This window comes from Pseudomonas sp. AU11447, assembly GCF_001672555.2.
Taxonomy (GTDB): domain Bacteria; phylum Pseudomonadota; class Gammaproteobacteria; order Pseudomonadales; family Pseudomonadaceae; genus Pseudomonas; species Pseudomonas nitroreducens.
The window spans coordinates 213,992-225,882 of record NZ_LZDG02000024.1; the positions used below are offsets into that span (position 1 = coordinate 213,992).

The window sequence follows — 11,891 nt, forward strand, 5'->3', positions numbered from 1 at the left end:
CTGTGCCTTTGATGGTTTCAGGATGAACTCAGGGTTTCTCTTCGCAGAGGAGAGCTCCCTCTCCCCTCAGGGAGAGGGCGGGGGAGAGGGGCTCTTCGCCACGCAGGAAATACCCCCATGAGCCACACCCACTGCGACGTCGCCATCGTCGGCGCCGGTATCCTCGGCCTTTCCCACGCCTACGCCGCCGCCCGTCGCGGGCTTTCCGTGCGTGTCTTCGAACGCACCGCCACACCCCTGGGCGCCTCGGTACGCAACTTCGGCCAGGCGCTGGTCACCGGCCAGCCGCCGGGCGTGATGTCCGACCTGGCACGGGCCAGCCGGCCGATCTGGGCGCAATGGGCGGAAGGCGCCGGGTTCTCCCTGCGGCGCAACGGTTCGTTGCTATTCGCTCGCACCGAGGCCGAGGAGCATCTGCTGGAAGCCTTCTGCGCCGGCCGCGCGAAGGAGCTGGACTACCGCGTGGGCCTGCTGCGCGGCAGCGAGCTGAACGACCTCTACCAGGGGCACTTCCGCCATCACCGCGCCGCGCTGCTCGGCTTCGACGACCAGCAGTTGTACTCCCGCGAAGCGCTGCCGAGCCTGATCGATTACCTGCGCCGTGAGCTCGGCGTGCAGTTCCATTTCTCCACCCTCGTGCGTGACGTCGACAGCGGCGTGCTGCGCACCACGGCGGGCAGCTTCACCGCCGGGCAGGTGATCGTCTGCTCCGGCCATGACTACCAGACGCTGCTGGCCGAGGTCATCGCGCCGCTGGAGCCGCAGGTGTGCCGCCTGCAGATGCTGCGCGCGCGCCCGCAGGTCGATTTCGGCCTCGCCCACTCGATCCTCACTGGCCTGAGTTGCGTGCATTACGGTGCCTTCTCCGACCTGCCCGAGGCCGACGCGGTGCGCGAGCAGATTCGCCGTGAGACGCCGGAACTGGAAGAGCAGGGCATCCACCTGCTGGTCAGCCCAACGCCCCATGGCGAGCTGATCATCGGCGACTCCCACCATTACGGCAGCGACGCCGCGCCGTTCAATGCCGAGGCTGTGGACAGACTCATGCTGGAGCTGGCCGAGGACACCCTGGGCATGCGTGTGGAGGTGGTCGAGCGCTGGCAGGGCGTCTACGGTTCGCGCGGGCCGGGGCCGTTCTCCGTACTGCAGGCCGCCGACGGAATCACTGCCGTGCTGATGCACACCGGCGTCGGCATGAGCATTGGTCCGGCGCTGGGCGAGCGCACCGTGGCCGGGTTGTTTGGCTGACACGCAGCTGTCATCTGCCGTTCACTGGGTTCTGGTACTACCGGCACACACGGATTCGCTTTTTTGTAGGAGCGAGCTTGCTCGCGAACCTGCACGGCACGGTGCCAGGCGGTTCGCGAGCAAGCTCGCTCCCACAGGCTGCGCGCGCGGAGAGACATGAACCACAGCATCGTTCAGAGCCATCAGGATTCCGACCTGTTCGGCCTCCTTTATGGCTTCAGCTTTCGTCCCGGCCAGCCCGGCCTGGAAATCGACTCGCCTACCGCACTGCAGCGCCTGCAGGAGCCGCGGGCGACGGATGAGTTCCTCTGGCTGCACCTGAACCTGGCGCACGCGGCCTGCGAGCGCTGGATGAAGTCGCACCTGGAACTGCCCGACTACTTCTTCGAGACGCTGCGCGAAGGCTCGCGCTCCACCCGCATCGAGCATGTGGACGGCGCACTGCTGGCGGTGGTCAACGACGTGGTGTTCGACTTCAGCAGTCGCATGTCCTCGGACGTCGCCACGCTGTGGGTCTGCGCCCGTGGTCGCCTGCTGGTGACTGCCCGCGCGCAGCCGCTGCGCTCGGTGGATACGCTGCGCTCCTCGGTAAAGCACGGCGAGAGCTTCAACTCGCCGCTGGAGCTGCTGGTCCACCTGCTGCGCGACCAGGGCGAAATCCTCACCCATATCGTCCGCGAGACCAGCATCAGCGTCGACCGCATCGAAGACCAGCTGCTGTCATCGCGCCTCTCCGCCAGCCGCGCCGACCTGGGCGGCATGCGCCGGGTGCTGGTGCGCCTGCAACGCCTGCTGGCGCTGGAGCCGGGCTCGCTGATGCGCCTGCTCAACCGCCCGCCGCTGTGGTTGAAGGAAGACGACGTGCGTGTGCTGCGCGAGGCCACCGAGGAATTCTCCCTGGTGATCAACGACCTCACCGCGCTGGGCGAACGCATCAAGCTGCTGCAGGAAGAGATCGCCGCAAAGATCAACGAGCAGAGCAACCGCACGCTGTTCACCCTCACCGTGGTCACGGTGCTGGCGCTGCCGATCAACATCATCGCCGGCTTCTTCGGCATGAACGTCGGCGGCATTCCCTTCTCCAGCGACCCGGAAGGGTTCTGGATTCTGGTCGTGCTGGTGGCCAGCTTCACCGGCCTGGCCGGGCGCTGGGCGTTTCGCAAGCGCGACGATTACTGACCAACGCCGGCATGGGCACTTTGCAGGAGCAAGCGTGCTCGCGAACAACCCCGGCACCAGAGCAGCCGGTTGATACCGTTCGCGAGCAAGCTCGCTCCTACAGGTAAGGCAGGGCGCCGATTTCCGGGCAAAAAAGACCGGCCCAATGGCCGGTCGAGGGGGAAGAAAACGGCGTCAGCGGCAGACGCGGGCGATGGCCGCCGCCAGGTGGTCCAGGCGCTCGCCGTCGAGCCCGGCGATGTTGGCGCGGCCGCTGCTGACCAGGTAGATGCTGTGTTCCTCGCGCAGGATGCGCACCTGCTCGGCGTGCAGGCCGGTATAGGAGAACATGCCGCGCTGGATGGCAATGTGCGCAAAACGCTCCGCCAGCCCGTGGGGGCGCAGGGCTTCCACCAGGCCGATACGCAGGTCGGCGATGCGCCCGCGCATGGCGTCCAGCTCTGCCAGCCACAGGTTCTTCAGTTCCGGGTCGCCGAGGATGGTGGCGACCACTTCGGCGCCGTGGGCCGGTGGGGTGGACCACAGGTTGCGGGCGAACAGCGCCAGTTGGCTGCGGATGTCGGTGAGCTTGTCGGCGGTTTCGGCACAGACGATCAGCGCGCCGACGCGGTCGCGGTAGAGGCCGAAGTTCTTCGAGCAGGAGCTGGTGATCAGCACTTCCGGCAGGCTCTCGGACAGCAGGCGCACGGAATACGCGTCCTCCTCCAGCCCATCGCCCAAGCCCTGGTAGGCGAAGTCCAGCAACGGCAGCAACTCGCGGCGACGGACGATCTCCAGCACGCGCTGCCACTGCGCGTGATCCAGGTCGAAGCCGGTGGGGTTGTGGCAGCAGGCGTGCAGCAGCACCACGTCGCCCTGCGGGATTTTCTCCAGCATGGCGAACATGGCCTCCGCGTCGAGACGGTTGTCCGCGCCGACGTAGGGGTAGTGCTTGATCGGCACGCCGGCGGCGGCGAACAGGGTCTCGTGGATCGGCCAGGTCGGATCGCTCAGCCAGATATTTTTCCCCGGCAGGCAATGCGCGATGAACTCCGCCGCCAGGCGCAGGGCGCCGGTGCCGCCGGGCGTCTGCGTGGCATCGGCACGCGAATCGGCCAGCAGCGGCGAGGTGACGCCCAGTACCTGCTCGCACAGGCGTGCGGCGAACAGCGCATCGCCGTGGCTGCCGACGTAGCTCTTGGTGGTCTCGCTATCCACCAGGCGCTGCTCGGCCAGCTTCACCGCGCGGGGAATCGGCGTGAGGCCCTGGGCGTCCTTGTAGACGCCCACGCCAAGGTCGAGCCGCGCGGGGTTGGGGTCAGCCCGATAGGCTTCGAGCAGGCCCAGGATCGGGTCGCCCGGTACGCGGGTGACCTTGGCGAAATGGCTCATTTGCGTCCCTCTGCTTTCGCGGCCAGCTCGTCGGTGCGCGCGGCCATGATGAAATCGTTGCGGTGCAGGCCCTTCAGCTCGTGGCTCCACCAGGTGACGGTGACCTTGCCCCACTGGGTCAGCAGGTCGGGGTGGTGGCCTTCTTCCTCGGCGATGGCGCCCACCGCGTTGGTGAAGGCCAGGGCATGGCGGAAGTTCTTGAACAGGAAGACCCGTTCCAGCTCCATGTGATCGTCGCGGACCTCGATGTTCCAGTCCGGGATCTGCTTGATCAGCACCGCCAGTTCTTCGTCGGACACCTTCGGGGCGTCGGCGCGGCAGGCTTCGCAATGGGCTTGGGTAAGTGCGGTCATGAAAGGTTCTCCTTGTCGTGGGGTGGCATAGGAGTGCGCTCGCGAACCATCTTAGGCTCGCGAGCACGTCTCATCCTAGGCACAGATGGGATCGATTGCAGCGGATCAGGCGGCCTGTTTCGGCGGAAACTTCGGCGCGTGCAGGCCCAGGCGCATGGCTTCGCGCACCAGCGCCATGATGTCTTCATGGGCCAGTTCGAACAGGCGCTTGAGCTCGGGGAGCACGAAATACAGGGGCTGCAGGATGTCGATGCGGTACGGCGTGCGCATGCATTCCAGCGGGTCGAAGGCCTGGTGCTCGGGCGCGTCGGAGAGGCTGTAGACGCTCTCCCTGGGCGACGAAAGGATGCCGCCGCCATAGATGCGCAGGCCTTGCGGGGTGTCGAGCAGGCCGAACTCGATGGTCATCCAGTAGAGGCGGGCGAGGAACACGCGCTCTTCCTTGCTAGCGGCCAGGCCGAGCTTGCCGTAGGTGTGGGTGAACTCGGCGAACCAGGGGTTGGTCAGCAGCGGGCAGTGGCCGAAGATCTCGTGGAAGATGTCCGGCTCCTGCAGGTAGTCCAGCTCTTCCGGTGTGCGGATGAAGGTGGCGACGGGGAATTGCTGGCTGGCCAGCAGCTCGAAGAAGGTCTGGAAGGGAATCAGCGCCGGCACCCGCGCTACGCGCCAGCCGGTGGCGGCCTGGAGTACCTGGTTGATTTCGCCCAGTTGCGGGATGCGGTCGTGCGGCAGGCCGAGCTGCTCGATGCCGTCCAGGTATTCCTGACACGCGCGGCCCTCGATCACTTTCAGCTGGCGGGTGATCAGGGTGTTCCAGACCTGATGCTCGGCTTCCGGGTAGTGGATAAAGCCATCTTCATCAGGTTGGCGGGCCACGTACTGCGTTGTCTTCATGGGTGCCCTCATAGGTACTGTGGCTTCGAGGCCTTGTTGTTGTGATGACCAACAGATAGCGCGAGTCGTGCCGCCGAACAGCCCCCTGTTCGCGGTGTTTTCAGGCTGCCTGGGCCGTAATCCGTAAAGAAAAGATTACGCAAAGCGGCGCAGGCATCCGGCCATGGCTTGAAGGTGCGGCTTGGTGTCACATATTCTTGACGGTAATTTCCGGCCAACTGGCGAAAATCCGTGCCGGAGCGCCCACCACAACGACAACCACGGGCCCGCCATGCGCATCAAAGTGCACTGTCAGAACCGCGTCGGCATCCTGCGCGACATCCTCAACCTGCTGGTCGACTACGGCATCAACGTCAACCGCGGCGAAGTCGGCGGCGAGCAGGGCAACGCCATCTACCTGCTCTGCCCGAACCTCATCAACCTGCAGTTCCAGTCGCTCAAGCCCAAGCTCGAAGCGGTGCCCGGCGTGTTCGGCGTCAAGCGTGTCGGCCTGATGCCCAGCGAACGGCGCCACCTGGAGTTGAACGCATTGCTGGCGGCGCTGGAGTTCCCGGTGCTGTCCATCGACATGGCCGGGCAGATCGTCGCGGCCAATCGGGCCGCCGCGCAGTTGCTGGGCTCGCGGGTCGACGAAGTGCCGGGCATTCCGCTGTCGCGCTACGTCGAGGATCTCGACCTGCCGGAGTTGGTGCGGGCGAACAAGGCACGCATCAACGGCCTGCGGGTGAAGGTGAAGGGCGATGTGTTCCTCGCGGACATCGCGCCGCTGCAATCCGAACACGACGAGAGCGAGGCGCTGGCCGGCGCCGTGCTGACGTTGCACCGCGCCGACCGCGTCGGCGAGCGCATCTACAACGTGCGGCGCCTGGAGTTGCGCGGCTTTGACAGCATCTTCCAGAGCTCGCGGGTGATGGCCGCCGTGGTGCGCGAGGCGCGCCGCATGGCGCCGCTGGATGCGCCGCTGCTGATCGAGGGCGAGACCGGCACCGGCAAGGAACTGCTGGCTCGCGCCTGCCACCTGGCCAGCCCGCGCGGGCAGTCGCCGTTCATGGCGCTGAACTGCGCCGGCCTGCCCGAATCCATGGCCGAGACCGAGCTGTTCGGCTACGGCCCGGGCGCCTTCGAGGGCGCGCGCCCGGAAGGCAAGCTCGGCCTGCTGGAACTCACCGCGGGCGGCACCCTGTTCCTCGATGGCGTCGGCGAGATGAGCCCGCGCCTGCAGGCCAAGCTGCTGCGCTTCCTGCAGGACGGTTGCTTCCGCCGCGTGGGCAGCGACGAGGAGGTGTACCTGGATGTGCGGGTGATCTGCGCGACCCAGGTGGACCTGTCCGAGCTGTGCACCAAGGGTGAGTTCCGCCAGGACCTCTACCACCGCCTCAACGTGCTGTCGCTGCACATCCCGCCGCTGCGCGAATGCCTGGACGGCCTGGAACCGCTGGTGGAGCACTTCCTCGACCAGGCCAGCCGGCAGATCGGCTGCGCGCTGCCCAAGCTGTCGCCCCAGGCGCTGGACCGCCTCGGCCGCTACCACTGGCCGGGCAACGTGCGGCAGCTGGAAAATGCGCTGTTCCAGGCGGTCTCGCTGTGCGAAGGCGGCACCATTCGCCCCGAACACATCCGCCTGCCGGACTACGGCGCGCCGCATCCGCTGGGCGACTTCTCCCTGGAAGGCGGATTGGACGCCATCGTCGGCCGGTTCGAGAGAGCGGTGCTGGAGCGGCTCTACCGCGAGCACCCGAGCAGCCGGCAGCTGGGCAAGCGCCTGGGGGTGTCGCACACCACCATCGCCAACAAGCTGCGCCTGCATGGCTTGGGGCAAAGCGAGGAGTCCTGAGCGACTCGCGGGGATTGAACGCAGCCGGAAAAACAAAACCCCGGCACCGGGCCGGGGTTATGCACTCGTATTCAGTCAGCTCGCCGTCACTGCGCCACGCGCGCCATCAGCCCTGCCGCCTGGCGCATGCGGGTGATGTATTGCGCCACCTCGCGTTCGGCATCGAAGCGGGTGAAGTAGGGCCCTTCGAGAGTCCCTTCGCGGGTGGAGAAGAAGTACTGGCCATTGACCGCGCTGATCCGATCGCTGCGGTAATGGGTGGCCGCCTGACTGTCGTCGACACGTTGCCCCAACATACGCTGACCTCCCGTACAAAAGGATTAATTGATTCGAGTGTATGCCGCAAAGCCCCGCCGTACAGGGGCTGCAGAGGGATGGCGACGAACGGTTGGGTTTCGTCTCAGCGGTGAAACACTTGGCGGGCAGAGCTTCCCGCAGCCTTGGCTATGCTCAGTGTCCAGCGCGCCCAGGGCGCCAGGGCAGGGTCGATACGAGTGTTTAATTTTGGTTATAAGAAAATCAAAATATATTCTTTTTAATGCGTAAAGACCTTGTGCATAGTGGCTACCAACACGAACAAGGAGAGACCCATGAGCTTGCGACTCGGCGACATCGCCCCCGACTTCGAACAGGAATCCAGCGAAGGCCGCATCCGTTTCCATGAATGGCTGGGCAACAGCTGGGGCATTCTGTTCTCCCACCCGGCCGACTTCACCCCGGTGTGCACCACCGAGCTGGGCCTGACCGCCAAGCTCAAGGACCAGTTCGCCGCCAAGGGCGTCAAGGTGATCGCCCTGTCCGTCGACCCGGTGGACTCCCACGTGAAGTGGATCGACGACATCAACGAGACCCAGAACACCGTGGTCAACTTCCCGATCATCGCCGACGCCGACCGCAAGGTCTCCGAGCTGTACGACCTGATCCACCCGAACGCCAATGACACCCTCACCGTGCGTTCGCTGTTCGTCATCGACCCGAACAAGAAGGTGCGCCTGACCATCACCTACCCGGCGAGCACCGGGCGCAACTTCAACGAGATCCTGCGTGTCATCGACTCGCTGCAGCTCACCGACAACCACAAGGTCGCCACGCCCGGCAACTGGCAGGACGGCGACGACGTGGTGATCGTGCCCTCGCTCAAGGACGAGGAAGAGATCAAGCAGCGTTTCCCCAAGGGCTACCGTGCGATCAAACCTTACCTGCGCCTGACGCCCCAGCCGAACAAGTGATTCGAAGCAGCTGCGCGTCGGCCAGCCTGCGTTGTCAGCGGCAGCGGGGTGCTCATGTGCTGTAGCACACTCCGCTCCCACTGCCGTTGGCGCGTTGCCTGGCTCTAGCTCGCGCGCTTCGAAGGCCGAAGTTTCAACCTCGAGCGGAAGTCGGGCCGGTTCGCCGGCCCCTTTTTTATCCTTCATGCGCGGACCACGCCGCGCTTTTTTATTCGCTCCACCTCAACGATCTGACTTGCCCGCCAGACGGGAAGAAGACACCAGCCCACGCCAAGGAGAACGACCATGGGTCATTCCACCTGGCGCCGCAGCTTGGCCGTCGCTCTTCTCGCGAGCCTGCCGATCGGCGCCTACAACAGCCCCGCCCAAGCCGCCGACGCACCGAAGGAGGTGCGCCTGGACTACGCCTACTACGCGCCCACCAGCCTGGTGCTCAAGCACTTCGGCTGGCTGGAGAAGTCCCTCAAGCCGCAGGGCACCGAAGTGCGCTGGGTGTTCAGCCAGGGCAGCAATCGTTCCCTGGAATACCTCAACGCCGGCAGTACCGACTTCGCCTCCACCGCGGGGCTGGCCGCCGTACTCAGCCGCGCCAACGGCGCACCGCTGAAGACCGTCTACATCGCCAGCCGGCCGGAGTGGACCGCGCTGGTGGTGCCCAAGGATTCGCCGCTCAAGTCCGTCGCTGACCTCAAGGGCAAGAAGATCGCCGCCACCAAGGGCACCGATCCCTATCTGTTCCTCCTGCGCAGCCTGCAAAAGGCCGGGTTGGACAAGAACGACGTGGAGATCGTCCACCTGCAGCACCCGGACGGCCGCGCCGCGCTGGAGCAGGGCAGGGTGGACGCCTGGGCCGGTCTTGATCCGCACATGGCCGCCAGCGAACTGCAGGCCGGCTCGCGGCTGCTGTACCGCAACGTCGACTTCAACAGCTACGGCGTGCTCAGCGTCACCGAGAAATTCGAGCAGGAGCAGCCGGAGCTGATCAAGCAGGTCATCGCCGCCTACGAAGAGGCGCGCCAATGGGCGATAGCGCATCCGGAGGAAACCGCGAAACTGCTCGCCGAGGAGGCCAAGCTGCCGCTGGAAGTGGCCAGGCTGCAGCTCTCGCGCACCGATTTCAGCAAGCCGTTGCCGGGTGCCGAGCAGGTCGCCGCGTTGAAAGCCGCCGCGCCGATCTTGGTCGATGAGCAACTGGTTCGTCCGGGTACTGATGTCACCGCCGTGGTGGATCAGCTGATTGCCCCGCAACTGGCCGGCGAGGTGATCGGCAAGGCTGGCGCTGTCGCCAGGGCGGAGCAGTAATCCATGCCAACCCAGAGCCTGCGCCTCGCTCGCCAGCGCCGCCTGCCAAGGCTGCGCTGGTCGCGACTGAGCTGGCGTGCCTGGCTGTTGCCGCTGATGCTGTGCGCGGTGCTGGAGCTGGTGGTACGCATCGGTTGGCTGCCCGAGCACCAGATGCCCGCGCCCAGCAGTGTCGCGCTGACGCTCTGGCAACTGGCCCAGGGCGAGCTGTGGAAACACATGGCGGCCAGCCTCGCGCGGGTGGCTGCCGGCTTCTCCATCGGCGCGGCCTTGGCCATCCTGATCGGCACCTGGGTCGGCCTCAGCCAGCGTGCCGAGGCTTATCTCGAACCGACTTTCCAGGCGCTGCGGGCCATTCCCAGCCTCGCCTGGGTGCCGCTCCTGCTGCTCTGGCTGGGCATCGACGAGACGCCGAAAATCGTGCTGATCGCCCTCGGCGCTTTCTTCCCCGTGTATCTCTCGCTGGTAGCCGGTGTGCGTAACGTCGACCGCAAGTGGGTCGAACTGGGCCGCTTGTATCACCTGTCGCCGTTTGCCCTGGTGCGGCGGATTCTGCTGCCGGCGGCGCTGCCGAGCCTGTTCACCGGCTTGCGCGGCGCGCTGAGCCTGAGCTGGATGTTCCTCGTTGCTGCCGAGCTGATCGCCGCCACTCGTGGCCTGGGCTATCTGCTCAGCGACGGCCGGGAAACCTCGCGGCCGGACATCGTCATCGCCGCCATCCTGGTGCTGGCGGTGCTCGGCAAGCTCAGCGACAGCCTGCTCAAGGCGCTGGAACAGCGTGCGCTGGCCTGGCGCGATACCTTCCTGGGCAATGGAGAGAGCTGATGAGCGCCTTGCTGGAACTGCGTGATATCCGCAAGAGCTTCTCCGGCGTGCGGGTGCTGGACGACGTCAGCCTGAGCCTGGCGCCGGGCGAAGTGGTCAGCCTGCTCGGCCCCAGCGGCTGTGGAAAAAGTACCCTGCTGCGCATCGCCGCCGGGCTGGACGACGAGTTCGCCGGCTCGCTGGAGCGCAACCCGCTGCTGGGCTTCGGCCCGGACGGCGACAGCGGTCGTGGCGGCGGTGGCGTCGGCGTGGTGTTCCAGGAGCCGCGCCTGCTGCCCTGGCTCACCGTGGCGCAGAACATCGGTTTCGCCGACGGCTGGCTGGCCGACGACAACCGTATCGCCCACCTGCTGCGCGACGTGGGCCTGGAAGGCAAGGGCGACCTGCTGCCCAAACAACTCTCCGGCGGCATGGCCCAGCGCGCGGCCATCGCCCGTGGCCTCTATGGCCGCCCGCAGGTGTTGCTGCTGGACGAACCCTTCAGCGCGGTGGACGCCTTCACCCGCATCCGCCTGCAGGACCTGATCCAGCAATTGGCGCTGGAGTACGACATCAGCATCCTGCTGGTCACCCACGACCTCGACGAAGCCTTCTACCTCAGCGACCGCGTCCTGCTGCTGGGCGGCACGCCCAGCCGCCTGCGCCGCGAATTCCCAGTACCGCTGCCGCGCCCGCGGGATCGTCGCGCCGTGGAACTGGCCTTCCTGCGTGGCGAAGCGCTGACCGAGCTGCACCAGTCTCACGTCATCTGACTCGTCACTGTTCTGTAGGAGCGAGCTTGCTCGCGAACCGCTTGATGCCGGAGCTGCCCGGAAAGCGTTCGCGAGCAAGCTCGCTCCTTCATTTAAAACAAAAACGCATAACTAAATGAATAAATAACATTTATTGGAATATGTGAGGGGCTGTTAAGGTCTATGCACATTGGTTAGCAGGACGGCATTTGTATCGTCCTGATCGTTATAAGGAAACGTGCAGATGTATGTAGTCACCCTAGCCGGCAGCCCCAGCCAGCGTTCCCGCTCCGGCGTCCTCCTGGACGTCGCACGGAACTGGCTGCACGCCCACGGCGCCGAGGTGCGCTCCTACTCCGTGCACGATTTTCCGGCGGAAGACCTGCTGTATGCACGCTTCGACAGCCCACGGGTGGTCGAGCTGATCGAGCAGGTCCTGCGCGCCGACGGCCTGGTGATCTCCACCCCGGTGTACAAGGCATCCATCGCCGGTGCGCTGAAGGTCATTCTCGACCTGCTGCCGGAGCGGGCGCTGGCGCACAAGGTGGTGCTGCCCCTGGCTACTGGCGGCAGCAACGCCCACATGCTGGCGGTGGACTACGCGCTCAAGCCGGTCCTCGCTGCGCTGAAGGCACAGGAAACCCTGCATGGCGTGTTCGCCGAAGAGAGCCAGGTGCAATACCCCGAGGGCAATACCCCGGCGCGCCTGGAATCGACCCTCGAACACCGACTGCTGGAATCCCTGGAACAGTTCCATGGCGCCCTCGCGCGCCGGCCGAAACCCATCGACCCGAACCTGCTCAACGAACGGCTGATCAACGCCCGCTGGAGCATCTGACAGACAACCCCACGCAGGAGCGCGCCAAGCCCCAACCCGGCAGGCGGCAACTGCGTCACCAACAAGAAAAGGCCCTCACCGTCCCGT

At 65.8% G+C, this 11,891-nt stretch carries 12 protein-coding genes; 8 read left to right on the forward strand and 4 right to left on the reverse strand.

From position 1 onward, the window contains the following. Positions 1 to 117 precede the first annotated feature (117 nt). Both A6723_RS06620 and A6723_RS06625 read left to right on the forward strand, forming a co-directional pair. The gene (locus A6723_RS06620; RefSeq protein WP_054908211.1) at positions 118 to 1,248 is read left to right on the forward strand and encodes a TIGR03364 family FAD-dependent oxidoreductase; all 1,131 of its coding nucleotides are present in this window, start codon (positions 118 to 120) and stop codon (positions 1,246 to 1,248) included. Positions 1,249 to 1,404: 156 nt separating this feature from the next. Next, the gene (locus tag A6723_RS06625; protein WP_054908212.1) at positions 1,405 to 2,427 is read left to right on the forward strand and encodes a transporter; all 1,023 of its coding nucleotides are present in this window, start codon (positions 1,405 to 1,407) and stop codon (positions 2,425 to 2,427) included. Between the two features lie 174 nt (positions 2,428 to 2,601). On the opposite strand, the gene A6723_RS06630 is transcribed toward A6723_RS06625, so the two are convergent. The 3 genes from A6723_RS06630 to phhA all read right to left on the reverse strand — a co-directional run bounded on the left by A6723_RS06630 (position 2,602) and on the right by phhA (position 5,045). Continuing rightward, positions 2,602 to 3,798, reverse strand: coding sequence for an amino acid aminotransferase (locus A6723_RS06630; protein WP_054908213.1), 1,197 nt, complete (start codon positions 3,796 to 3,798; stop codon positions 2,602 to 2,604). Further along, entirely contained in the window at positions 3,795 to 4,151 is a 357-nt protein-coding gene (locus tag A6723_RS06635) for a 4a-hydroxytetrahydrobiopterin dehydratase (protein WP_024764391.1), read from the reverse strand. The genes A6723_RS06630 and A6723_RS06635 overlap by 4 nt, the downstream gene beginning before the upstream one ends. A gap of 105 nt (positions 4,152 to 4,256) precedes the next feature. Beyond that, complete coding sequence (gene phhA, locus A6723_RS06640; RefSeq protein WP_054908214.1) at positions 4,257 to 5,045, reverse strand: phenylalanine 4-monooxygenase; 789 nt, start codon at positions 5,043 to 5,045, stop codon at positions 4,257 to 4,259. 271 nt (positions 5,046 to 5,316) lie between these two features. Between phhA and A6723_RS06645 the strand changes: the two genes are divergently transcribed. Further along, complete coding sequence (locus A6723_RS06645; RefSeq protein WP_054908215.1) at positions 5,317 to 6,879, forward strand: sigma-54-dependent transcriptional regulator; 1,563 nt, start codon at positions 5,317 to 5,319, stop codon at positions 6,877 to 6,879. 86 nt (positions 6,880 to 6,965) lie between these two features. On the opposite strand, the gene A6723_RS06650 is transcribed toward A6723_RS06645, so the two are convergent. Further along, positions 6,966 to 7,175: a DUF6316 family protein gene (locus tag A6723_RS06650; protein WP_054908216.1), complete on the reverse strand. Its 210-nt coding sequence runs from the start codon at positions 7,173 to 7,175 to the stop codon at positions 6,966 to 6,968. Between the two features lie 294 nt (positions 7,176 to 7,469). Here A6723_RS06650 and A6723_RS06655 point away from each other — a divergent pair, with 294 nt between their 5' ends. The 5 genes from A6723_RS06655 (at position 7,470) to ssuE (ending at position 11,804) form a co-directional block, all read left to right on the forward strand. Then, positions 7,470 to 8,108 carry a peroxiredoxin gene (locus A6723_RS06655; protein WP_024764389.1) on the forward strand — a complete coding sequence of 213 codons (639 nt, stop codon included), beginning with the start codon at positions 7,470 to 7,472 and terminating at the stop codon, positions 8,106 to 8,108. A 285-nt stretch (positions 8,109 to 8,393) separates the two neighbouring features. Next, a complete protein-coding gene (locus A6723_RS06660) occupies positions 8,394 to 9,410 on the forward strand; it encodes an aliphatic sulfonate ABC transporter substrate-binding protein (RefSeq protein ID WP_139092914.1) in 1,017 nt (338 codons plus the stop codon). 3 nt (positions 9,411 to 9,413) lie between these two features. Then, positions 9,414 to 10,235, forward strand: coding sequence for an ABC transporter permease (locus A6723_RS06665; protein ID WP_054908217.1), 822 nt, complete (start codon positions 9,414 to 9,416; stop codon positions 10,233 to 10,235). After that, positions 10,235 to 10,987 carry an ABC transporter ATP-binding protein gene (locus A6723_RS06670; protein ID WP_054908218.1) on the forward strand — a complete coding sequence of 251 codons (753 nt, stop codon included), beginning with the start codon at positions 10,235 to 10,237 and terminating at the stop codon, positions 10,985 to 10,987. The genes A6723_RS06665 and A6723_RS06670 overlap by 1 nt, the downstream gene beginning before the upstream one ends. Positions 10,988 to 11,210: 223 nt before the next feature. Then, positions 11,211 to 11,804, forward strand: coding sequence for an NADPH-dependent FMN reductase (ssuE, locus tag A6723_RS06675; RefSeq protein ID WP_054908219.1), 594 nt, complete (start codon positions 11,211 to 11,213; stop codon positions 11,802 to 11,804). Positions 11,805 to 11,891 lie beyond the last annotated feature (87 nt).

Excerpts from the sequence above, each read along its gene's own strand:
- A6723_RS06620 (WP_054908211.1), top strand. The coding sequence starts at position 118 with ATGAGCCACACCCACTGCGACGTCGCCATCGTCGGCGCCGGTATCCTC.
- A6723_RS06625 (WP_054908212.1), top strand. The coding sequence starts at position 1,405 with ATGAACCACAGCATCGTTCAGAGCCATCAGGATTCCGACCTGTTCGGC.
- A6723_RS06630 (WP_054908213.1), bottom strand. The coding sequence starts at position 3,798 with ATGAGCCATTTCGCCAAGGTCACCCGCGTACCGGGCGACCCGATCCTG.
- A6723_RS06635 (WP_024764391.1), bottom strand. The coding sequence starts at position 4,151 with ATGACCGCACTTACCCAAGCCCATTGCGAAGCCTGCCGCGCCGACGCC.
- phhA (WP_054908214.1), bottom strand. The coding sequence starts at position 5,045 with ATGAAGACAACGCAGTACGTGGCCCGCCAACCTGATGAAGATGGCTTT.
- A6723_RS06645 (WP_054908215.1), top strand. The coding sequence starts at position 5,317 with ATGCGCATCAAAGTGCACTGTCAGAACCGCGTCGGCATCCTGCGCGAC.
- A6723_RS06650 (WP_054908216.1), bottom strand. The coding sequence starts at position 7,175 with ATGTTGGGGCAACGTGTCGACGACAGTCAGGCGGCCACCCATTACCGC.
- A6723_RS06655 (WP_024764389.1), top strand. The coding sequence starts at position 7,470 with ATGAGCTTGCGACTCGGCGACATCGCCCCCGACTTCGAACAGGAATCC.
- A6723_RS06660 (WP_139092914.1), top strand. The coding sequence starts at position 8,394 with ATGGGTCATTCCACCTGGCGCCGCAGCTTGGCCGTCGCTCTTCTCGCG.
- A6723_RS06665 (WP_054908217.1), top strand. The coding sequence starts at position 9,414 with ATGCCAACCCAGAGCCTGCGCCTCGCTCGCCAGCGCCGCCTGCCAAGG.
- A6723_RS06670 (WP_054908218.1), top strand. The coding sequence starts at position 10,235 with ATGAGCGCCTTGCTGGAACTGCGTGATATCCGCAAGAGCTTCTCCGGC.
- ssuE (WP_054908219.1), top strand. The coding sequence starts at position 11,211 with ATGTATGTAGTCACCCTAGCCGGCAGCCCCAGCCAGCGTTCCCGCTCC.